This is a genomic window from Pseudomonas sp. GL_103, assembly GCF_057835175.1.
This window is the reverse complement of sequence record NZ_CM174420.1, coordinates 93,346-115,506: the sequence shown is the minus strand read 5'-3', so window position 1 is coordinate 115,506 and position 22,161 is coordinate 93,346. Positions and strand designations below refer to the sequence as shown.

Sequence of the window (22,161 nt, the reverse complement as noted above, 5' to 3'; positions counted from 1 at the left end):
TATCTCGAACTTTCGGTTCGTTTCGTCTTCACACACCGCAATCTGGCTTTTAAGCGCAAATTGCTTGGGTGTTATATGATCAAGCCTCACGGGCAATTAGTATTGGTTAGCTCAACGCCTCACAGCGCTTACACACCCAACCTATCAACGTCGTAGTCTTCGACGGCCCTTCAGGGGACTCAAGGTCCCAGTGAGATCTCATCTTGAGGCAAGTTTCCCGCTTAGATGCTTTCAGCGGTTATCTTTTCCGAACATAGCTACCCGGCAATGCCACTGGCGTGACAACCGGAACACCAGAGGTTCGTCCACTCCGGTCCTCTCGTACTAGGAGCAGCCCCTCTCAAATCTCAAACGTCCACGGCAGATAGGGACCGAACTGTCTCACGACGTTCTAAACCCAGCTCGCGTACCACTTTAAATGGCGAACAGCCATACCCTTGGGACCGGCTTCAGCCCCAGGATGTGATGAGCCGACATCGAGGTGCCAAACACCGCCGTCGATATGAACTCTTGGGCGGTATCAGCCTGTTATCCCCGGAGTACCTTTTATCCGTTGAGCGATGGCCCTTCCATACAGAACCACCGGATCACTAAGACCTACTTTCGTACCTGCTCGACGTGTCTGTCTCGCAGTCAAGCGCGCTTTTGCCTTTATACTCTACGACCGATTTCCGACCGGTCTGAGCGCACCTTCGTACTCCTCCGTTACTCTTTAGGAGGAGACCGCCCCAGTCAAACTACCCACCATACACTGTCCTCGATCCGGATAACGGACCTGAGTTAGAACCTCAAAGTTGCCAGGGTGGTATTTCAAGGTTGGCTCCACGCGAACTGGCGTCCACGCTTCAAAGCCTCCCACCTATCCTACACAAGCAAATTCAAAGTCCAGTGCAAAGCTATAGTAAAGGTTCACGGGGTCTTTCCGTCTAGCCGCGGATACACTGCATCTTCACAGCGATTTCAATTTCACTGAGTCTCGGGTGGAGACAGCGCCGCCATCGTTACGCCATTCGTGCAGGTCGGAACTTACCCGACAAGGAATTTCGCTACCTTAGGACCGTTATAGTTACGGCCGCCGTTTACCGGGGCTTCGATCAAGAGCTTCGCGTTAGCTAACCCCATCAATTAACCTTCCGGCACCGGGCAGGCGTCACACCCTATACGTCCACTTTCGTGTTTGCAGAGTGCTGTGTTTTTAATAAACAGTCGCAGCGGCCTGGTATCTTCGACCGGCGTGGGCTTACGGAGCAAGTCCTTCACCCTCACCGGCGCACCTTCTCCCGAAGTTACGGTGCCATTTTGCCTAGTTCCTTCACCCGAGTTCTCTCAAGCGCCTTGGTATTCTCTACCCAACCACCTGTGTCGGTTTGGGGTACGGTTCCTGGTTACCTGAAGCTTAGAAGCTTTTCTTGGAAGCATGGCATCAACCACTTCGTGTTCTAAAAGAACACTCGTCATCAGCTCTCGGCCTTGAAATCCCGGATTTACCTAAGATTTCAGCCTACCACCTTAAACTTGGACAACCAACGCCAAGCTGGCCTAGCCTTCTCCGTCCCTCCATCGCAATAACCAGAAGTACAGGAATATTAACCTGTTTTCCATCGACTACGCTTTTCAGCCTCGCCTTAGGGACCGACTAACCCTGCGTCGATTAACGTTGCGCAGGAAACCTTGGTCTTTCGGCGTGGGTGTTTTTCACACCCATTGTCGTTACTCATGTCAGCATTCGCACTTCTGATACCTCCAGCAAGCTTCTCAACTCACCTTCACAGGCTTACAGAACGCTCCTCTACCGCATCACCTAAGTGATACCCGTAGCTTCGGTGTATGGTTTGAGCCCCGTTACATCTTCCGCGCAGGCCGACTCGACTAGTGAGCTATTACGCTTTCTTTAAAGGGTGGCTGCTTCTAAGCCAACCTCCTAGCTGTCTAAGCCTTCCCACATCGTTTCCCACTTAACCATAACTTTGGGACCTTAGCTGACGGTCTGGGTTGTTTCCCTTTTCACGACGGACGTTAGCACCCGCCGTGTGTCTCCCATGCTCGGCACTTGTAGGTATTCGGAGTTTGCATCGGTTTGGTAAGTCGGGATGACCCCCTAGCCGAAACAGTGCTCTACCCCCTACAGTGATACATGAGGCGCTACCTAAATAGCTTTCGAGGAGAACCAGCTATCTCCGAGCTTGATTAGCCTTTCACTCCGATCCACAGGTCATCCGCTAACTTTTCAACGGTAGTCGGTTCGGTCCTCCAGTTAGTGTTACCCAACCTTCAACCTGCCCATGGATAGATCGCCCGGTTTCGGGTCTATTCCCAGCGACTAGACGCCCTATTAAGACTCGCTTTCGCTACGCCTCCCCTATTCGGTTAAGCTCGCCACTGAAAATAAGTCGCTGACCCATTATACAAAAGGTACGCAGTCACCCAACAAAGTGGGCTCCCACTGCTTGTACGCATACGGTTTCAGGATCTATTTCACTCCCCTCTCCGGGGTTCTTTTCGCCTTTCCCTCACGGTACTAGTTCACTATCGGTCAGTCAGTAGTATTTAGCCTTGGAGGATGGTCCCCCCATATTCAGACAAAGTTTCTCGTGCTCCGTCCTACTCGATTTCATGACCAAGAGATTTTCGCGTACAGGGCTATCACCCACTATGGCCGCACTTTCCAGAGCGTTCCGCTAATCTCAAAGCCACTTAAGGGCTAGTCCCCGTTCGCTCGCCACTACTAAGGGAATCTCGGTTGATTTCTTTTCCTCAGGGTACTTAGATGTTTCAGTTCCCCTGGTTCGCCTCTTGCACCTATGTATTCAGTACAAGATAACCATCTTATGATGGCTGGGTTCCCCCATTCAGACATCTCCGGATCAAAGTCTGTTTGCCGACTCCCCGAAGCTTTTCGCAGGCTACCACGTCTTTCATCGCCTCTGACTGCCAAGGCATCCACCGTATGCGCTTCTTCACTTGACCATATAACCCCAAGCAATCTGGTTATACTGTGAAGACGACATTCGCCGAAAATTCGATTGAGCTCCTAAGAGCAACTCACAAATTTTACCTTAGCCTGATCCGTTACCAGTGAAAGTAACGTTCAGTCTATCTTTCTATCACATACCCAAATTTTTAAAGAACGAACTAGTCAAAGACTAGAAATCAACATTCACCATCGCACCGATGGAATGCTCATTTCTAAGCTTTATACAATCAGAAGCAGTTAGTGGTGGAGCCAAACGGGATCGAACCGTTGACCTCCTGCGTGCAAGGCAGGCGCTCTCCCAGCTGAGCTATGGCCCCGTATTTCTACAGGCGTTTCCCACACAAAATTGGTGGGTCTGGGCAGATTCGAACTGCCGACCTCACCCTTATCAGGGGTGCGCTCTAACCAACTGAGCTACAGACCCAATTTCGGGCTGCTTCTATATCGTCTTCTTCAATGAATCAAGCAATTCGTGTGGGAACTTATGGAGCAGCTGAGTCGTCGATTAAGGAGGTGATCCAGCCGCAGGTTCCCCTACGGCTACCTTGTTACGACTTCACCCCAGTCATGAATCACACCGTGGTAACCGTCCTCCCGAAGGTTAGACTAGCTACTTCTGGTGCAACCCACTCCCATGGTGTGACGGGCGGTGTGTACAAGGCCCGGGAACGTATTCACCGCGACATTCTGATTCGCGATTACTAGCGATTCCGACTTCACGCAGTCGAGTTGCAGACTGCGATCCGGACTACGATCGGTTTTGTGGGATTAGCTCCACCTCGCGGCTTGGCAACCCTCTGTACCGACCATTGTAGCACGTGTGTAGCCCAGGCCGTAAGGGCCATGATGACTTGACGTCATCCCCACCTTCCTCCGGTTTGTCACCGGCAGTCTCCTTAGAGTGCCCACCATGACGTGCTGGTAACTAAGGACAAGGGTTGCGCTCGTTACGGGACTTAACCCAACATCTCACGACACGAGCTGACGACAGCCATGCAGCACCTGTCTCAATGTTCCCGAAGGCACCAATCCATCTCTGGAAAGTTCATTGGATGTCAAGGCCTGGTAAGGTTCTTCGCGTTGCTTCGAATTAAACCACATGCTCCACCGCTTGTGCGGGCCCCCGTCAATTCATTTGAGTTTTAACCTTGCGGCCGTACTCCCCAGGCGGTCAACTTAATGCGTTAGCTGCGCCACTAAGAGCTCAAGGCTCCCAACGGCTAGTTGACATCGTTTACGGCGTGGACTACCAGGGTATCTAATCCTGTTTGCTCCCCACGCTTTCGCACCTCAGTGTCAGTATCAGTCCAGGTGGTCGCCTTCGCCACTGGTGTTCCTTCCTATATCTACGCATTTCACCGCTACACAGGAAATTCCACCACCCTCTACCATACTCTAGCTTGTCAGTTTTGAATGCAGTTCCCAGGTTGAGCCCGGGGCTTTCACATCCAACTTAACAAACCACCTACGCGCGCTTTACGCCCAGTAATTCCGATTAACGCTTGCACCCTCTGTATTACCGCGGCTGCTGGCACAGAGTTAGCCGGTGCTTATTCTGTCGGTAACGTCAAAACACTAACGTATTAGGTTAATGCCCTTCCTCCCAACTTAAAGTGCTTTACAATCCGAAGACCTTCTTCACACACGCGGCATGGCTGGATCAGGCTTTCGCCCATTGTCCAATATTCCCCACTGCTGCCTCCCGTAGGAGTCTGGACCGTGTCTCAGTTCCAGTGTGACTGATCATCCTCTCAGACCAGTTACGGATCGTCGCCTTGGTGAGCCATTACCTCACCAACTAGCTAATCCGACCTAGGCTCATCTGATAGCGCAAGGCCCGAAGGTCCCCTGCTTTCTCCCGTAGGACGTATGCGGTATTAGCGTTCCTTTCGAAACGTTGTCCCCCACTACCAGGCAGATTCCTAGGCATTACTCACCCGTCCGCCGCTGAATTCAGGAGCAAGCTCCTGTCATCCGCTCGACTTGCATGTGTTAGGCCTGCCGCCAGCGTTCAATCTGAGCCATGATCAAACTCTTCAGTTCAAACATCTTTGGGTTTTGAGAAAACCCTAAACTTGGCTCAGCAATCGTTGGTTACATCTTTGATTTCTCGCGGAGTAACTTGTGATGCTGATAATCTGTTGACTAGCAGTCTGACTCCACAAGCACCCACACGAATTGCTTGATTCAGTTGTTAAAGAGCGGTTGGTTAAGATCTTTCGTCTCAACCGAGGCGCGCATTCTACAGCAGCCTCATTTGCTGTCAAGTGATTATTTTCAGAAGCTTTCAAAGTTTCCTTTGTAACTTCAACCACTTGCGCTTCAGATCTCTCATCAGCGGGAGGCGAATTCTACAGCGTTACACGCTGCTGTCAACACCTCTTTTTCAACTCCCTTTCGACTTCGATGAACTGAAGCAACCTGCTGCCGAAAACTGCATAACTCTTTGTTTATCAAGGAGTTTTCCGTTTCGACTGCGCCGGAAGTGGGGCGAATTATAGACATCTGAAATCTGCCGTCAAGCATTGATTTAGGTTTTCTATCAACAAGCTGCAGAAAGCAGCAAAATACCCCAAAGGGAGGCTATATAGAGGAGCCGAAACACCCCTCTATATAGAAGAGGCCTATCAGAGAACGCCAGAAGCCTTGAATGCGGACACCGCCCCGGCATCCAGGCCCAACACCCGCTGCAAAACCTCCAGCGTGTGCTCACCCAGCAGAGGAGGCGCAAAACGGTACTCCACCGGCGTTTCCGACAGTCGAATCGGGCTCGCCACCTGAGGCACCATCCCGGCCAGCGCATGCGGCAGCTCGATAGCCAACCCACGCGCCTTCACCTGAGGATCGGCAAACATCTGCGCCACGTCATTGATAGGCCCGCATGGCACGCCAGCCTGTTCCAGCTGCGCCACCCATTCAGCGGTAGTCTTGAACACCGTCGCCTGGCGGATCAGCGGAATCAGTACTGCCCTGTTTGCCACCCGCAGCTTGTTGGTGACAAAACGCGGATCGTCCGCCCACTGCGGCTGCCCGGCTACTTCCGCGAACTTGCGGAACTGCCCATCGTTCCCGACGGTAAGGATGAAATCGCCATCCGCCGTAGGAAAATCCTGATAGGGCACGATGTTCGGATGAGCATTACCCAGGCGTTTAGGCGCGTTGCCTGTCGTCAGGTAGTTCATTGCCTGGTTGGCCAGACAAGCCACCTGCACATCCAGTAGAGCCATATCGATATGTTGACCACCACCATCGTGGTCCCGATGCGCAAGCGCAGCCAGGATCGCGACAGTCGAATACAGCCCGGTCAGGATGTCCGTCAGCGCCACACCAACCTTCACCGGCCCCGCGCCTTCTTCGCCCTCAGGTCGCCCCGTCAGGCTCATGAGGCCGCCCAGCCCCTGGATCATGAAGTCATAACCCGCACGCTTGGCGTAAGGACCGGTCTGGCCGAACCCGGTGATCGAGCAATAGATCAGATCCGGATTGATCGCCTTCAGCGATTCATAGTCCAGGCCATAAGCCGCCAGACCGCCGACCTTGAAGTTCTCGATCAGGATGTCCGACTTGGCCGCCAGCTCACGCACCAGCTTCTGCCCTTCAGGGCGAGTGAAGTCGATGGTGACCGATTGCTTGTTGCGATTGGCCGACAAGTAATAAGCGGCCTCGCTGGTGTTCTCGCCATAAGCGTCTTTAAGGAACGGTGGTCCCCAGGCGCGCGTGTCATCGCCATTACCCGGACGCTCGACCTTGATCACTTCAGCGCCAAGGTCGGCCAGGATCTGCCCGGCCCAAGGCCCGGCCAGCACCCGCGATAAATCCAGTACCCGTAGATGTGATAGCGCGCCCATGGACGTTCTCCTTAATAGAACGCCTGGATGCCGGTTTGCGCACGACCGAGGATCAGTGCATGGACGTCGTGCGTACCTTCATAGGTGTTCACCACTTCCAGGTTGACCAAGTGGCGCGCAACACCGAACTCATCGGAGATGCCGTTGCCGCCCAACATATCGCGAGCCATGCGCGCGATGTCCAGGGACTTGCCGCAAGAGTTGCGCTTCATCATCGAAGTGATTTCGACCGCAGCGGTCCCTTCGTCCTTCATACGACCCAGACGCAGGCAGCCTTGCAGCGCCATGGTGATTTCAGTCTGCATGTCTGCCAGCTTCTTCTGGATCAACTGAGTGGCGGCCAGCGGGCGACCGAACTGTTGACGATCCAGGGTGTACTGGCGAGCGGTGTGCCAGCAGAACTCGGCTGCACCCAGCGCACCCCAGGAGATGCCGTAACGTGCCGAGTTGAGGCAAGTGAAAGGACCTTTCAGGCCACGGACATCCGGGAAAATGTTCTCTTCCGGCACGAACACGTTGTCCATCACGATTTCACCGGTGATCGATGCCCGCAGGCCCACCTTGCCGTGAATCGCCGGAGCGCTCAGGCCTTTCCAGCCTTTCTCCAGAACGAAGCCGCGGATGTCCCCGGCATCGTCCTTGGCCCAGACCACGAACACATCGGCGATCGGACTGTTGGTGATCCACATCTTGCTGCCGGTGAGGCTGTAGCCACCTTCCACTTTGCGCGCACGACAGATCATCGCGCCTGGGTCAGAGCCGTGGTTAGGCTCGGTCAGGCCGAAGCAGCCGATCCACTCGCCCGACGCCAGTTTCGGCAGGTACTTCTGCTTCTGCGCTTCGGTACCGAATTCATTGATTGGCACCATCACCAGCGAGGACTGCACGCTCATCATCGAGCGATAGCCGGAGTCGATACGCTCGACTTCACGGGCGATCAGGCCGTAGCTGACATAGTTCAGGCCGCTGCCACCGTACTGCTCGGGGATGGTTGCGCCCAACAGACCGATCTCGCCCATTTCGCGGAAGATCGCCGGATCGGTCTTCTCATGACGGAAAGCTTCGAGGATGCGCGGCGCCAGGCTTTGCTGAGCGAATTGCGCAGCCGTGTCGCGAATCATGCGTTCTTCTTCAGTGAGCTGTTGATCCAGCAGCAGGGGATCGATCCAGTTGAAGCTAGCTTTACCGCCCATGAGTGTGTCCTCTCGAATCGGGTCAAATAACGTGGACTGATCCTAGGCCCGGATCGGCGCTACGGCAAACGAGGATTTTGCATACAGTTGTGCTATTTTCTCACTCCGAAACGTCGCGAAAGAGCCTTTATGCGATGTATTAGTGAGGTTGACGTACATGCGCAGAAAGATACCCAGCACCACCGCCCTGATCAGCTTCGAGGCCGCGGCGCGCCACGAGAGCTTCACCAAGGCCGCCCAGGAACTGTCGCTGACCCAAGGGGCGATTTGCCGACAGATCGCCAGCCTTGAAGAGTTCCTCAGCGTGGAACTGTTCCGACGCTCGCGGCGCGGGGTTAAGCTGACGGAAGCCGGACTCTCCTACAGCCGTCGAGTGGCCACTCAACTCGATGCGGTTGAGCGCGACACCTTGTCCGTGATGGGCCAGCAGGGCACCAACGTGATCGAGTTGGCCGTAGTTCCGACCTTCGGCACCCAGTGGCTGCTGCCGCGACTCAAGGATTTCCAGCAGAAACACCCGGAAGTGACGGTCAACCTGACCAACCGCACGCGGCCGTTCCTGTTCGCCGACACGGATTTTGATGCCGCCATCTACTTCGGGGACGCGGATTGGTCGGGTACAGAATCCCACAGGCTGATGGGTGAAAATCCGATGCCCGTTTGCAGCCCCAACCTGCTCGGAAACAAGACCAGTCTGACGCCCGGCGAAATCGCCGACTTACCTCTCCTGCAACAAACCACCCGCCCCTATGCCTGGCGCCAATGGTTCGACTCTCAGCACCTGAATGTCCCGCGAGACATGACAGGTCCCCGCTACGAGCTATTCTCCATGCTCGCCCAGGCAGCCATGCACGACATGGGCATTGCCCTGATTCCGCCGTTCCTGATTCAAAGGGAGTTGAAAGAGAAACGCCTGGTGATCGCCAACCCGCAAGCACTGTCTAGCATCAAGGCTTACTACCTGATGATTCCTGAGCGAAAGGTCGAATCCGCGTCTTTAAGGGCATTTCGTGACTGGCTGGTAAATCAGGCGCACAGCTACAGCCTAGAGGGATAAAGGCTCTCAAAGATTACCTGACCCCGTAGTCAGCAATATCAAAGCCCTACAGATATACGTATTTGTCGCATACCAGCAAACTGTATCGAAAAGTCGTACAAACGTCCCACAAGCGCCTGATGACGCGGCTTTGCGCCACTATTTCGAGGCGATGCCGCATCATTCATACGGCCGATGTGTAAATTCTTCAATTTCGGCCAGAATCCTTGAAAAGCACGGTCTGCAAGGGATTGAGCCGGTTGGTTGCGACATTCGGTCACGGGGTGACTTGTAGTTAATTTTCCGTCACCCGTCATAATCCCTTGAAGGGCACAAAGTTCGCCTGCAAAATGCCGCGCCCCGCCCTGATTTGGCGGGATCGTGCTGATCGGCCGCCCCAGCCGCACCATCCGTAGTGCATGGGTTTACTCTATAAGATCACGCAGGAGATTTGACGTGCACATTGGTGTTCCTCTCGAAACCCAGACCGGTGAAACACGGGTTGCTGCAACCCCGGAAACCATCAAGAAGCTGATCAGCCAGGGTCATAAGGTCACTGTACAAAGCGGCGCCGGCGTCAATGCCAGCGTTGTCGACAGTGCCTATGAAGCGGCAGGCGCAACCATTGGCAGCGCCAATGACGCGTTTGGTGCAGAGCTGATTTTGAAGGTGGTCGCGCCCAGCGACAGCGAGCTGGCGCTGATTAAAAGCGGCACCGTAGTGGTGGGCATGCTCAATCCGTTCAGCAATGAAACCATCGCCAAAATGGCCGAATGCGGGATTACCGCCTTTGCCCTGGAAGCCGCGCCTCGTACCTCCCGCGCCCAAAGCCTGGATGTGCTGTCGTCGCAAGCCAACATCGCCGGTTACAAGGCTGTGTTGCTGGCCGCTCACTACTACCCTCGCTTCATGCCGATGCTGATGACCGCTGCAGGCACCGTGAAAGCGGCCCGCGTGCTGATCCTCGGTGCCGGCGTGGCCGGTTTGCAGGCCATCGCTACCGCGAAACGCCTGGGTGCGGTGATCGAAGCGTCTGACGTGCGTCCTGCGGTAAAAGAGCAGATCGAATCCCTCGGTGCCAAGTTCGTCGACGTGCCTTACGAGACCGACGAAGAGCGTGAATGCGCCGTCGGTGTCGGCGGTTACGCCCGCCCGATGCCGGCCAGCTGGATGCAGCGCCAGGCCGCGGCCGTGCACGAACGCGCCAAGCAGGCTGACATCGTTATCACCACCGCGCTGATTCCGGGCCGCAAGGCACCAACCCTGTTGAGTGCGGAAACGGTGGCCCAGATGAAACCGGGTTCGGTGGTCATCGATCTCGCGGCAGCCCAGGGCGGCAACTGCCCGCTGACCGTGGCAGATCAGGTGGTTGTCGAAAATGGCGTGACCATCGTTGGCCCGACCAACCTGGCCAGCGCCGTGGCGGCTGACGCTTCGGCGCTGTACGCACGCAACCTGCTGGACTTCATGAAACTGTTGTTCGATAAAGAAGGACAACTGGTGATCAACCTTGAAGACGATATCGTCGCCGCGTGCCTGATGTGCCGCGACGGCCAGATCGTGCGCAAGAACGGCTGAGGATAAAAACAATGGAAGACATGCTGATCTCTCACGGTATCTACAACCTGATCATCTTCGTGCTGGCTATCTATGTCGGTTACCACGTGGTCTGGAACGTTACACCTGCACTGCACACGCCACTGATGGCTGTCACCAACGCCATCTCGGCCATCGTGATCGTCGGCGCCATGCTCGCCGCCGCCCTCACCGTGACCCCGCTGGGCAAGACCATGGGCACCCTGGCCGTGGCCCTGGCCGCCGTCAACGTGTTTGGTGGCTTCCTGGTGACCCGCCGCATGCTGGAAATGTTCAAGAAAAAAGCGGCTCCGGCAAAAGCTCCGGCAGCCAAAGCCGCAGCAGCCAAGGCTGAGGTGCAGCAAGCATGAGCATGAACCTGGTTACTTCCCTGTATTTGATCGCCTCGGTCTGCTTCATCCAGGCGCTCAAGGGTCTCTCGCATCCCACCACGTCGCGCCGCGGCAACCTGTTCGGCATGCTCGGCATGGGCCTGGCGATCCTCACCACGGTCGGCCTGATCTACAAGCTGGGTGCCGAACTGGCCCAGGACGGTATCGTCTACGTGATCGTCGGCCTGTTGATCGGCGGCACTGTCGGTACGATCATGGCCAAACGCGTTGAAATGACCAAGATGCCCGAACTGGTCGCCTTCATGCACAGCATGATCGGCCTGGCAGCGGTGTTCATCGCCGTGGCTGCCGTGGTCGAGCCGCAGTCGCTGGGCATCGTCAAGCAACTCGGTGACGCGATCCCGGCCGGTAACCGCCTGGAACTGTTCCTCGGTGCCGCCATCGGTGCAATCACCTTCTCCGGCTCTGTCATTGCCTTTGGCAAGCTGGCGGGCAAGTACAAGTTCCGCCTGTTCCAGGGTGCACCGGTACAGTTCAGCGGTCAGCACAAGCTGAACCTGCTGCTGGGCCTGGCCACACTGGGCCTGGGCGTGACCTTCATGCTCACCGGTGACTACACCGCTTTCGCCGTGATGCTGGCCCTGGCCTTCGTGCTCGGCGTGCTGATCATCATCCCGATCGGTGGCGCGGACATGCCAGTGGTCGTGTCGATGCTCAACAGCTACTCCGGCTGGGCAGCGGCGGGTATCGGCTTCTCGCTGAACAACTCGATGCTGATCATCGCCGGTTCGCTGGTAGGCTCAAGCGGTGCGATCCTCTCGTACATCATGTGCAAGGCGATGAACCGCTCCTTCTTTAACGTACTGCTCGGCGGTTTCGGCAATACGGCGGACGCGGCCGGCCCGGCGGGTTCGAAAGAAGCCCGTCCGGTGAAATCCGGTTCGGCTGACGACGCGACCTTCCTGCTGACCAACGCCGACACCGTGATCATCGTGCCAGGCTACGGCCTGGCGGTAGCGCGGGCACAGCATGCGCTGAAGGAACTGACCGAGAAGCTGACCCATCGCGGCGTGACCGTGAAGTATGCGATCCACCCGGTTGCCGGTCGTATGCCCGGCCACATGAACGTGTTGCTGGCCGAGGCCGAAGTGCCTTACGACCAGGTGTTCGAGATGGACGACATCAACTCCGAGTTCGGCCAGGCCGACGTGGTGCTGGTGCTGGGCGCCAACGACGTGGTCAACCCGGCCGCCAAGAACGATCCGAAATCGCCGATTGCCGGCATGCCGATCCTCGAAGCGTTCAAGGCCAAGACCATCATCGTCAACAAGCGCTCGATGGCCAGCGGCTACGCCGGCCTGGACAACGAACTGTTCTACCTGGACAAAACCATGATGGTGTTCGGCGACGCTAAAAAGGTCATCGAGGACATGGTCAAAGCCGTCGACTAACCCTCTGCGGCACACGGAACGCCCCGACTCGTCGGGGCGTTTTTGTTTGCGCAAATCGTCGGACAAACTATCCTTTTGTTACCGATCCGGTAACGGTGTTTTGCTTGAAAGGCCCGGAATAGACGCCTCGATTGCGACCTTGGTAGCGGGACAGAAGCCGGCGCAATTCACTAGACTGCACGTCCTGCTACCTGTTGCCCGAGATAACAATCCATGTACCGTGACCGTATTCGCCTGCCTTCGTTGTTGGACAAAGTGATGTGCGCCGCCGACGCTGCCGCTCTGATTGAGGACGGCATGACCGTCGGCATGAGTGGCTTTACTCGCGCCGGCGAAGCCAAGGCCGTCCCCCAGGCACTGGCCGAACGCGCCAAGGTCACGCCGCTGAAGATCAGCCTGATGACCGGCGCCAGTCTGGGCAACGACCTCGACAAGCAGTTGACCGAAGCCGGTGTGTTGTCGCGACGCATGCCGTTCCAGGTCGACAGCACCCTGCGCAAGGCGATCAATGCCGGTGAAGTCATGTTCATCGACCAGCACTTGTCGGAAACCGTGGAGCAATTGCGCAACCAGCAATTGAAGCTGCCGGACATCGCCGTGATTGAAGCCGTAGCGATCACCGAGCAAGGGCATATCGTGCCAACCACCTCGGTCGGCAACTCGGCCAGCTTCGCGATTTTCGCCAAACACGTGATCGTCGAGATCAACATGGCGCACAACCCGAATCTCGAAGGTCTGCACGACATCTATATTCCGACCTACCGTCCGACCCGCACGCCGATCCCGCTGGTCAAGGTCGACGATCGTATTGGCAGCACCGCCATCCCGATTCCAGCGGAAAAAATCGTCGCCATCGTGGTCACCAACCAGGCTGACTCGCCTTCCACAGTGCTGGCACCGGACGCCGAGACCCAAGCCATTGCCGACCACCTGATCGACTTCTTCAAACAGGAAGTGGCAGCCGGGCGCATGACCAACAAGCTCGGCCCGCTACAAGCCGGTATCGGCACCATCGCCAACTCGGTGATGTGTGGCCTGATCGACTCGCCGTTCGAAGACCTGACGATGTATTCCGAGGTGCTGCAGGACTCGACCTTCGACCTGATCGATGCGGGCAAGCTGAGTTTTGCTTCGGGCAGTTCGATCACCCTGTCGAGCCGGCGCAATGCCGACGTGTTCGGCAATCTGGAGCGCTACAAGGACAAACTGGTCCTGCGCCCGCAGGAGATCTCCAACCACCCTGAAGTCGTGCGCCGCCTTGGCATCATCGGCATCAACACGGCGCTGGAGTTCGACATCTACGGCAACGTCAACTCCACTCACGTCTGCGGCACGCGGATGATGAACGGCATCGGTGGCTCGGGCGACTTCGCGCGCAACGCGCACCTGTCCGTGTTCGTGACCAAGTCGATCGCCAAGGGTGGTGCGATCTCCAGCGTGGTGCCGATGGTCAGCCATGTTGACCACACCGAACATGACGTCGACATCCTCGTGACCGAAGTGGGCCTGGCAGACTTGCGCGGCCTGGCGCCCCGGGAGCGTGCCCGGGTCATCATCGACAAGTGCGTGCACCCGGACTACCGCCAGGCGCTGAATGATTACTTCACCGCCGCGTGCGCCATCGGCGGGCACACCCCGCACATCCTGCGTGATGCTCTGAGCTGGCACATCAACCTGGAAGAAACCGGGCAAATGCTGAAGAAGTAATTGGTACAGATAGCAGCTGGCGCAAACACAGTTTCGTCAGCTTGCTCTTGCCTCTTCGAAATATGAAAAAAACTGTACTGCTGTACCGGTCATTTCCTAGGGAAAACTCCTACCTTACCGAGCCAAAACAGCAATTTCGCACCTTAATAGTGCAGATAGGTACAGTTGCCTCAATTTCGACCAGTACACCCCCTACAAACAGTTAACTGAGCCCTCACAATACAGATGAACTGTATCTACAGAGACTAGGCAAACGAGAGGATCATGGGCACCAGTTAAACCACTACCTAATCCCGCCATAAGCGGAAGGATGACCACCATGGAACGTACACTCAGTTCCGATCTGTTCTTTCAAGACACTGCTGCTAAAACCCAGGCTTCCCTGCCTCTGCGCGTTATCGCCAACCTGATGCTGTGGCAGCGCCGCATCACCAGCCGCCATCAACTGGCTCGCCTGGATTCGCGTCTGCTGGCTGACGCCGGGATTAGCGAAGCACAACGCTACGAAGAGCTGAGCAAGCCGTTCTGGCGCTAAGTTAGCGTCGCTGGCTCTGACCTGAAGGTCCACCGCCAGCAACCCGAATTGAAAAGCAAAGCCCGTCGTGGGAAACCACGACGGGCTTTGTCGTTTTGGCCTGTCAAATCCGGTCTTACAGAAGGGAAACAGAAATACCAGTACAGTTTGCAAAAACATCTAACTGGACGAGTACAATATCGTCGCGGTGTGTCTGTAGCGGATATTCGACTGGTGTCAGCATGGAGTCCTCCACTTATCAGGACAGGGACCGCGCCATGAACTCTTTACAGGATGTTTCCACCCCATCAATTCGATCAAGACCTTGCTTGCACAGGGTCAGAGATCTGCTGACAGGACTCTTCGCTAATCTGGAAAGGGCGAGAACACGACGTTTACTGGCTCAACTCGATGATCGTCAGCTATCGGATCTTTGCATCAGCCACGCTGAGCGCATCAATGAATTGGATAAACCGTTCTGGCGCTGACTGCCTGTTTGCATGACGGGCTGTTCGAACTGACACACTCAGGCCTAATATCAGGTTAGAACGTGGCGAGCGCCAAGCGCCTGGCGTCTGACTTTGCAGACACTGCGCCACCTTCCAATCGGCTTACCCTAGGAGTTACACCATGTCCCGACTTCGCCTGCTCAGCGCTGCAGCCCTGCTTGCCGTAGCTGCAAATTCCCACGCCACCAGCTTTATCGTGACCACCGACGCAGTCGTTGGGGCACTCAAATCCAGCTCCGATGCGACGTCCAACATCACGTCTTCGTTCAAAGATGACAAGATCGTGCTCGCTGCGCGTGACGACGCCGCCAGCTTCGTTGCCAGCGAAGGTTCCATCCGTGGGGTGAAACTGGAAAGTGCGCTCGACCATATTCGTAATCAGGCACCCCAGTTGAATGCAACCGATGCACAACTGGCGCAGGCGATCCTGACGATCTGATCGACTTCTGGCCGGGGACACGCTCGACGTGTCCCAATATTTCCGTGCTGGCTCTAGAATGGGCCTTGCGCTAGCCTTGGGACTCACTTTTAACTGTCGAGTCTCATGCGTTTTCTTGCAAATCTGTTGATCACTCCAGTCATGATTACTGCCGCCTGTTCAGGCTCAGCCCACGCTTACGACGCCTTTAACCTGTCAACCCAGGGGATCGTGGCCAGTGGATATGCCACAAGCATGGTGACCTCCGCCCCCTTCGACCATAAACTGCTGCTCGCGGCCCATGACGACGCCGCGGCATTCATTGCCAGTGACGGCCAACTGAGAGGCTCACGACTGGAGTCGGCCCTGCGGTATCTGCGCCGAACCCAGGCAAAACTTCATGCCAGCGACCTTGAACTGGCACAGGCAATTCTCGTCCAATAGTTATCCCTGTCTTTTCTGGAGCCGTTCCATGCGTAACCCGCTGATTGCTGCCACCTTAGGCCTGCTGCTGTTGGCCGATGTGGCCCAGGCACATACTCTGGTTGCCACCAGTAATATTCTGATCCGTGCTACCCAGCGCACCCTAGATTTCACCTCCGACACCACCACGTCCATTCGCGATTCGAAAATCGTGCGCGAAGCCCAGGACGACGCCGCCAGTTTCGTTGCCAGCAATGGCGACATTCGTGGCGCTCACCTGGAATCCGCCTTCGATTTGCTGCGCACCCGTGTGCCGGAAGCTCGTGACGCCAGTGACCAGGATCTCGCCGAAGCCATCCTCGCACTGTGAAGCGTCCAGGCGCCTGGCTGCTGGCCGGGGCCCTGTTGCTGCTCGGCAACACGGCCCACGCTGGCCTTCAATTACAGCTCAAGACCGAAGGTCTGACTCCCGCGCAACAGCACGCCAGCCAGGCCTTGCTCGATGAAGCCGTGCAGGCACTGCCGCCACGCTTCATCGAGCAACTGGACCGACGCATCGACGTCGGCTGGACCGATGACATGCCGAGAAATGCCTACGGTCAGGCGACACTGGTGTCCGAACTCGATCTGAACCGCAACCTGCTGGCCGGCCTCACCGATGGCAGCGCCGCGACCAAAAAAACCCATCGTCCCCATGGCACCGTGCGCCGGGAAATGCTGGCCACGGTGTTGCACGAACTGACTCACATCTACGATCGCTCACGCCTGTGGCCAAAGGCGGAGCGCACACTGATTCAACGCTGTACCCGCCAAGACAGCAGCTCAGGGCTGGTCGGCATCCCCGACCAATGCCGTGGCCAGACCGGCCGCCGCTATACCCTCAGCGATGATCCACGCCTGCTCGACCTCGCCGGTTGGCCGCAATACGTCGGCCGTCGTGGCGAGCGCGAACAGTACAACCGGCAGATCGCGCGCAGCCCGGACATCTACGAGACGAGCAGCCCCAAGGAGTTCGTCGCGGTCAATATGGAGTACTTCCTGCTCGATCCGAGCTACGCCTGCCGTCGTCCCGCGTTGTACCGCTACTACAAAGAGCACTTTGGCTGGGCGCCCGCTGCCAAAAACGCTTGCGGCAAAACCGTCGCCTTCCTCAATGCCGGCAGTGATTTCGCCAAAACACCACTGGGACAGGTCGATCCTGAACGGGTTTACGCCATCGACTACCTGCTGGCCGAGGCTAACCAGAACTTGTTCAGCTACTGGGGTCACAGCATGTTGCGCCTGGTCATTTGCGCACCGGGCCGGCCTCGCGGACCGGATTGCCGACTGGACCTGGACCAGCATCTGGTGCTGTCGTACCGCGCATTTGTCGGTGATGTGCAGATGTCGAGCTGGAATGGGCTGGTCGGCAAGTACCCGTCGCGCCTGTTTGTCCTGCCGCTTTCCCAGGTAATCGACGAATACACCAAGACCGAATTGCGCAGCCTGGCCTCAGTACCACTGAACCTGTCGCGCCGCGAGATCGAAGATGTGGTGGAGCACGCCGCCGAAATGCACTGGAGCTACGACGGCAACTACTTCTTCCTGTCCAATAACTGTGCGGTAGAGGGATTGAAACTGCTGCGTAGCAGCACTAACAACCCGCAACTGGTTGGCCTGGACAACATCATGCCCAACGGCATGCTCGAAGTGCTCAAGGGTCGTGGTCTGGCCGATACCAGCGTGCTGGATGATCCTCGCGAGGCACTGCGCCTGGGTTATCGCTTCGACTCCTTCCGTGATCGCTACCAAGCGATGTTCGAAGTGTTGAAAAAGCAGATGCCGATCAAACAGGAAACTGTCGAAGAGTGGCTGGATTTGAAAGCCGCAGAGCGGCGGAAATGGTTTGAACAGGCTGATTTGCGTACCAGCGCAGCATTGCTGCTGCTGGAACAGGCGAGTTTCCGTCGACAGATGTTGCTGGCCCAGGACGAAGTGAAGCAACGCTATCTGGGCGCTCGGGAGCTGAAAAACGGCGGCATGGACAAAGCCAACGAGACGCTGAAGCAGATTCTCGCCAACAGCGGCTTCCTCAGCCGCCCGGCAGAGCTGCTGGGGACCGCGGGTTACGGGTTGCCACAACCGAGCGAATGGCAGCATCTGGAATCGGAAAGCAGCCAGCGCCAGAAACAGCTCCTGGCGCTGTCCGGGGATCTGGACAAGGAAGTGAGAGCGCTGCTTGAACCGGGTCGCGCCGCCGAAATGGCTGCCAACGAGGCCAACGTGAAGCAGATTGGTGAGCACCTGCGCAAACTGCACAAGGCATCAGGCGGGATAGAGTTGCCTTGATACCGCAACCTTGTGGGAGCGAGCTTGCTCCCACAAGGTTTACAGCGTTTAGGTGCTTTACCTTCAGCTGACGCGGGCCTTACGCACGCCTTCGGCCAACGCCGAGCACAGGCTCAGCACGCCATCCACGGCTTGTTCCGGGGAGGTGGCATTGGCGATGTGATCGATCAACGCCGAGCCCACCACAACACCGTCGGCCAGACGCGCGATGGACGCGGCCTGTTCCGGAGTCCGGATACCGAAACCGATGCTGATCGGCAGGTCTGTATGACGGCGCAGACGGGCGACCGCTTCTTCGACGTGTTCCAGCGTGGCGGCGCCGGCGCCGGTCACACCGGCCACCGAGACGTAGTAGACGAAACCGGAGCTGCCGTTGAGAACGGTCGGCAGGCGTACATCGTCGGTGGTTGGCGTGGTCAGGCGAATGAAGTCCAGGCCCGCGGCCTGCGCCGGGTCGCACAGCTCGCCGTTATGCTCGGGCGGCAGGTCGACCACGATCAGGCCGTCAACGCCGGCTTCCTTGGCTTCGGCGATGAAGCGCGGTACGCCGTACATATGAATCGGGTTGAAGTAACCCATCAGCACCAGCGGCGTTTCGTTGTTGTCCTGGCGGAACTCGCGAACCATTTGCAGGGTTTTCGCCAGATTCTGCTTGGCACCCAACGCACGGATGTTGGCGAGCTGGATTGCCGGGCCGTCAGCCATCGGGTCGGTGAAGGGCATGCCCAGCTCGATCACGTCGGCACCAGCCGCTGGCAAGCCCTTGAGGATTGCCAGAGAGGTGTCGTAGCTCGGGTCGCCAGCGGTCACGAAGGTCACCAGGGCGGCGCGGTTCTGTTCCTTGAGTTCGGCAAAACGCGTTTGCAGGCGGCTCATCAGTGTTTCTCCTGCTTGGATTGTTCCATGTGGTGCATCACGGTCTGCATGTCTTTGTCGCCACGGCCGGACAGGTTGACCACCATCAGGTGATCCTTTGGCAAGGTCGGTGCGCGCTTGAATACTTCAGCCAGGGCATGGGCGCTTTCCAGGGCAGGGATGATCCCTTCCAGGCGACAGCACTGGTGGAATGCAGCGAGGGCTTCGTCGTCGGTCACCGAGGTGTACTGAACGCGGCCAATGTCGTGCAACCAGGCGTGTTCCGGGCCGATGCCCGGGTAGTCCAGGCCAGCGGAGATCGAGTGGGCATCGATGATCTGGCCATCGTCGTCCTGCAGCAGGAAGGTGCGGTTGCCGTGCAACACACCGGGTACGCCGCCATTGAGGCTGGCCGCATGCTTGCCGGTCTCGATGCCGTAACCGGCGGCTTCGACGCCGATGATCTCGACACTCTTGTCGTCGAGGAATGGGTGGAACAGGCCCATGGCGTTGGAACCACCGCCGATGCACGCCACCAGGCTGTCTGGCAGGCGACCTTCCTGGGCTTGCAGCTGCTCACGGGTTTCCTTGCCGATCACCGCCTGGAAGTCGCGAACCATTGCCGGGTAAGGGTGCGGACCGGCCACGGTGCCGATCAGGTAGAAGGTGCTGTCGACGTTGGTCACCCAGTCACGCAAGGCTTCGTTCATCGCGTCTTTCAGCGTGCCGGTACCGGCTACCACCGGGATCACTTCGGCGCCCAGCAACTTCATACGGAACACGTTGGCCTGCTGACGCTCGATGTCAGTGGTGCCCATGTAGATCACGCAATCCAGACCGAAACGCGCAGCGACGGTGGCCGTGGCCACACCGTGCATGCCGGCGCCGGTCTCGGCGATGATGCGCTTTTTACCCATGCGCCGCGCCAGCAGGATCTGGCCGATGCAGTTGTTGATCTTGTGCGCGCCGGTGTGGTTCAGCTCTTCACGCTTGAGGTAGATCTTCGCACCGCCGCAAAACTCGGTCAGACGCTCGGCGAAGTACAGTGGGCTTGGACGTCCGACGTAGTCGCGCTGGAAGTAGGCCAGTTCTTCCTTGAATGCAGGATCTTCCTTGGCCAACTCATATTCGCGGGCCAGGTCGAGGATCAACGGCATCAGGGTTTCGGCAACGTAGCGGCCACCGAACGCGCCAAACAGGCCGTTGGCGTCAGGGCCGTTGCGCAGATTTGTCTGGGTCATTTGGCGCTCCAGTTGAATGCGTGAAGTGATGCATAAAGAGATAGTGGGCTTCACTCTACCCCTGACGTCCCGAGCTGAAAACCGATAAGATCGCCGCAACCTGTCAGGAAAACTCACAGATCCCATGAGCCATGACCTTCCTCCGCTAAACGCGCTTCGCGCCTTTGAAGCCACTGCCCGCCTGAACAGCGTCAGTCAGGCCGCTGAGCAGTTGCACGTCACCCACGGCGCGGTCAGCCGGCAATTGAAAGTGCTGGAGGAGCATCTGGGCGTTAGCCTGTTCATCAAGGACGGTCGCGGCCTGAAACTCACAGATGCCGGGTTACGCCTGCGTGACGCCAGCAGCGAAGCCTTCGAGCGCCTGCGCAGCGTGTGCGCCGAACTCACACAAAGCACAGCCGATGCGCCATTCGTGCTCGGTTGCTCGGGAAGCCTGCTGGCGCGCTGGTTTATCCCGCGACTGGGGCGGCTCAATGCCGACCTGCCGGACTTACGCCTGCACCTGTCGGCCGGAGAAGGCGATCTGGATCCGCGAAGACCGGGGCTGGATGCCTTGCTGGTATTTGCCGAGCCACCCTGGCCCGCGGACATGCAGGTTTTTGAGCTGGCCAGCGAACGTATCGGCCCGGTCATGAGCCCTCGGTTCGCCGGCTATGAACGACTCAAGCAGGCGCCGGAAACCGCACTGTTGAGCGAACCCTTGCTGCACACCACCTCACGCCCGCAAGCCTGGCCGAACTGGGCGCAACCACGCGGGCTCGACGCCAGGGCATTGAAGTACGGCCAGGGATTTGAACATTTGTATTACTTGCTGGAAGCCGCCGTCGCGGGCCTGGGCGTGGCGATTGCCCCCGAACCTTTGGTGACGGAGGACTTGAAGGCCGGCCGCCTGGTTGCGCCTTGGGGCTTCAGTGAAACCCCGGCGCAACTGGCGTTGTGGCTACCCAAGCGCGCCGCGGACGGGCGCGCCCGGCAACTGGCGCAGTGGCTCAAGAACGAATTGCGTCGAGCGGATTAATCACGCTTGCACAACAGATAAGCGGCCAGCAGGCCCAATGCGCCCACGGCGACACCGGCTGTAGTCCAGGGGTGTTCCTGGGCGTAGTCCCGGGTGGCAATCCCGGTTTCGCGGGTTTTGACCTTGACCTCTTCATAAGCATCGGCAAGCAGATGGCGCGAATGCTTCAAGGCATTCTCGGCGTTGCTTTTCAGGGTCTTGAGGGTTTTACGCGACTCGTCCGAGGCGTCGTCCTTCAGGCTTTCCAAAGACTTGAGCAGACTCTCGATCTCGGCTTCCATGCTTTGCAATGAGGCTTTGCGTAACGAGGTGTTGGCCATGGTGGCTCTCCTGCATTGGTGATGAGTGGCGTGTGTTGGTTGGGACTTCATGGGTTCGAGAAAGTGCAGAAAATCTGAACTTCACCCTCAGAACGACCAACAGAAGAAATAGGAAAAATCACTGCTAGTCTGTAATTCATACGCCGAGGAGAACGCCATGTCTGACCATCACACCTACAAGAAAGTCGAGCTGATCGGCTCGTCCACCAGCAGTATCGAAGATGCGATCAACAACGCGCTGGCCGAGGCCAGCAAAAGCATCAAGTACATGGAATGGTTTGAAGTGACCGAGACCCGTGGGCACATCAGGGACGGCAAGGCTGCGCACTTTCAGGTGACCTTGAAAGTCGGGTTCCGGATTGCCAGCAGCTGACTTTGGGCTAGTCTTCTGAACTTGC

18 protein-coding genes, 2 tRNA genes and 2 rRNA genes are annotated in these 22,161 nt (G+C 57.4%); 13 read left to right on the top strand and 9 right to left on the bottom strand.

Features of this window, described 5'->3' with window-relative positions; translation table 11 throughout:
- Positions 1–75 precede the first annotated feature (75 nt).
- From AC3IP0_RS00570 to AC3IP0_RS00545, 6 genes are all read right to left on the bottom strand, one after another.
- Positions 76–2,967, bottom strand: a 23S ribosomal RNA gene (locus tag AC3IP0_RS00570).
- 248 nt (positions 2,968–3,215) lie between these two features.
- Positions 3,216–3,291: transfer RNA gene (locus AC3IP0_RS00565), tRNA-Ala, on the bottom strand.
- A gap of 30 nt (positions 3,292–3,321) precedes the next feature.
- A tRNA-Ile gene (locus AC3IP0_RS00560) sits at positions 3,322–3,398 on the bottom strand.
- Between the two features lie 82 nt (positions 3,399–3,480).
- Positions 3,481–5,017 (bottom strand): 16S ribosomal RNA (locus AC3IP0_RS00555).
- The 16S and 23S rRNA genes sit together here with 2 tRNA genes alongside, the layout of an rRNA operon.
- Before the next feature lie 584 nt (positions 5,018–5,601).
- The gene (locus AC3IP0_RS00550) at positions 5,602–6,822 is read right to left on the bottom strand and encodes a CaiB/BaiF CoA transferase family protein (RefSeq protein WP_489326422.1); all 1,221 of its coding nucleotides are present in this window, start codon (positions 6,820–6,822) and stop codon (positions 5,602–5,604) included.
- Between the two features lie 11 nt (positions 6,823–6,833).
- On the bottom strand, positions 6,834–8,015 hold the full coding sequence (locus AC3IP0_RS00545) for an acyl-CoA dehydrogenase (protein WP_489326420.1): 1,182 nt from the start codon (positions 8,013–8,015) through the stop codon (positions 6,834–6,836).
- Positions 8,016–8,172: 157 nt separating this feature from the next.
- Between AC3IP0_RS00545 and AC3IP0_RS00540 the strand changes: the two genes are divergently transcribed.
- The 11 genes from AC3IP0_RS00540 to AC3IP0_RS00490 all read left to right on the top strand — a co-directional run bounded on the left by AC3IP0_RS00540 (position 8,173) and on the right by AC3IP0_RS00490 (position 18,329).
- A complete protein-coding gene (locus tag AC3IP0_RS00540; RefSeq protein WP_150753713.1) occupies positions 8,173–9,072 on the top strand; it encodes a LysR family transcriptional regulator in 900 nt (299 codons plus the stop codon).
- 435 nt (positions 9,073–9,507) lie between these two features.
- Positions 9,508–10,629: a Re/Si-specific NAD(P)(+) transhydrogenase subunit alpha gene (locus AC3IP0_RS00535; protein WP_489317839.1), complete on the top strand. Its 1,122-nt coding sequence runs from the start codon at positions 9,508–9,510 to the stop codon at positions 10,627–10,629.
- Positions 10,630–10,640: 11 nt separating this feature from the next.
- Positions 10,641–10,997, top strand: a complete 357-nt coding sequence (locus AC3IP0_RS00530; protein WP_008047189.1) for an NAD(P) transhydrogenase subunit alpha part 2 — start codon at positions 10,641–10,643, stop codon at positions 10,995–10,997.
- Positions 10,994–12,430, top strand: a complete 1,437-nt coding sequence (locus AC3IP0_RS00525) for an NAD(P)(+) transhydrogenase (Re/Si-specific) subunit beta (RefSeq protein ID WP_489326419.1) — start codon at positions 10,994–10,996, stop codon at positions 12,428–12,430. The genes AC3IP0_RS00530 and AC3IP0_RS00525 overlap by 4 nt, the downstream gene beginning before the upstream one ends.
- Positions 12,431–12,643: 213 nt before the next feature.
- Positions 12,644–14,137 (top strand): succinyl-CoA:acetate CoA-transferase ScpC, encoded by a 1,494-nt coding sequence (gene scpC, locus AC3IP0_RS00520; RefSeq protein ID WP_489317837.1) that lies wholly within the window; start codon positions 12,644–12,646, stop codon positions 14,135–14,137.
- A 319-nt stretch (positions 14,138–14,456) separates the two neighbouring features.
- Positions 14,457–14,672 carry a DUF1127 domain-containing protein gene (locus AC3IP0_RS00515; RefSeq protein ID WP_108218709.1) on the top strand — a complete coding sequence of 72 codons (216 nt, stop codon included), beginning with the start codon at positions 14,457–14,459 and terminating at the stop codon, positions 14,670–14,672.
- Between the two features lie 257 nt (positions 14,673–14,929).
- Positions 14,930–15,139, top strand: coding sequence for a DUF1127 domain-containing protein (locus AC3IP0_RS00510; RefSeq protein ID WP_489317836.1), 210 nt, complete (start codon positions 14,930–14,932; stop codon positions 15,137–15,139).
- A gap of 142 nt (positions 15,140–15,281) precedes the next feature.
- Positions 15,282–15,599: a DUF2388 domain-containing protein gene (locus AC3IP0_RS00505; protein WP_489326418.1), complete on the top strand. Its 318-nt coding sequence runs from the start codon at positions 15,282–15,284 to the stop codon at positions 15,597–15,599.
- Between the two features lie 105 nt (positions 15,600–15,704).
- On the top strand, positions 15,705–16,022 hold the full coding sequence (locus tag AC3IP0_RS00500) for a DUF2388 domain-containing protein (RefSeq protein WP_489317834.1): 318 nt from the start codon (positions 15,705–15,707) through the stop codon (positions 16,020–16,022).
- A gap of 28 nt (positions 16,023–16,050) precedes the next feature.
- Complete coding sequence (locus AC3IP0_RS00495; RefSeq protein WP_057712574.1) at positions 16,051–16,371, top strand: DUF2388 domain-containing protein; 321 nt, start codon at positions 16,051–16,053, stop codon at positions 16,369–16,371.
- On the top strand, positions 16,368–18,329 hold the full coding sequence (locus tag AC3IP0_RS00490) for a DUF7844 domain-containing protein (protein ID WP_489326416.1): 1,962 nt from the start codon (positions 16,368–16,370) through the stop codon (positions 18,327–18,329). The genes AC3IP0_RS00495 and AC3IP0_RS00490 overlap by 4 nt, the downstream gene beginning before the upstream one ends.
- Before the next feature lie 63 nt (positions 18,330–18,392).
- Here AC3IP0_RS00490 and trpA read toward each other — a convergent pair whose 3' ends face one another.
- Together trpA and trpB are read right to left on the bottom strand one after the other, a co-directional pair.
- Positions 18,393–19,205 carry a tryptophan synthase subunit alpha gene (gene trpA, locus AC3IP0_RS00485; protein ID WP_489326414.1) on the bottom strand — a complete coding sequence of 271 codons (813 nt, stop codon included), beginning with the start codon at positions 19,203–19,205 and terminating at the stop codon, positions 18,393–18,395.
- Complete coding sequence (gene trpB / locus AC3IP0_RS00480) at positions 19,205–20,425, bottom strand: tryptophan synthase subunit beta (protein WP_008002146.1); 1,221 nt, start codon at positions 20,423–20,425, stop codon at positions 19,205–19,207. The genes trpA and trpB overlap by 1 nt, the downstream gene beginning before the upstream one ends.
- A 124-nt stretch (positions 20,426–20,549) precedes the next feature.
- On the opposite strand from trpB, the gene AC3IP0_RS00475 reads away from it, so the two are divergent.
- Complete coding sequence (locus AC3IP0_RS00475; RefSeq protein WP_489317831.1) at positions 20,550–21,443, top strand: LysR family transcriptional regulator; 894 nt, start codon at positions 20,550–20,552, stop codon at positions 21,441–21,443.
- Here AC3IP0_RS00475 and AC3IP0_RS00470 read toward each other — a convergent pair.
- Entirely contained in the window at positions 21,440–21,763 is a 324-nt protein-coding gene (locus tag AC3IP0_RS00470) for an ElaB/YgaM/YqjD family protein (protein ID WP_007969764.1), read from the bottom strand. The genes AC3IP0_RS00475 and AC3IP0_RS00470 overlap by 4 nt on opposite strands.
- Before the next feature lie 157 nt (positions 21,764–21,920).
- Here AC3IP0_RS00470 and AC3IP0_RS00465 point away from each other — a divergent pair, with 157 nt between their 5' ends.
- Positions 21,921–22,136 carry a dodecin gene (locus AC3IP0_RS00465; protein ID WP_008045871.1) on the top strand — a complete coding sequence of 72 codons (216 nt, stop codon included), beginning with the start codon at positions 21,921–21,923 and terminating at the stop codon, positions 22,134–22,136.
- The last annotated feature ends 25 nt before the right edge of the window (positions 22,137–22,161 follow it).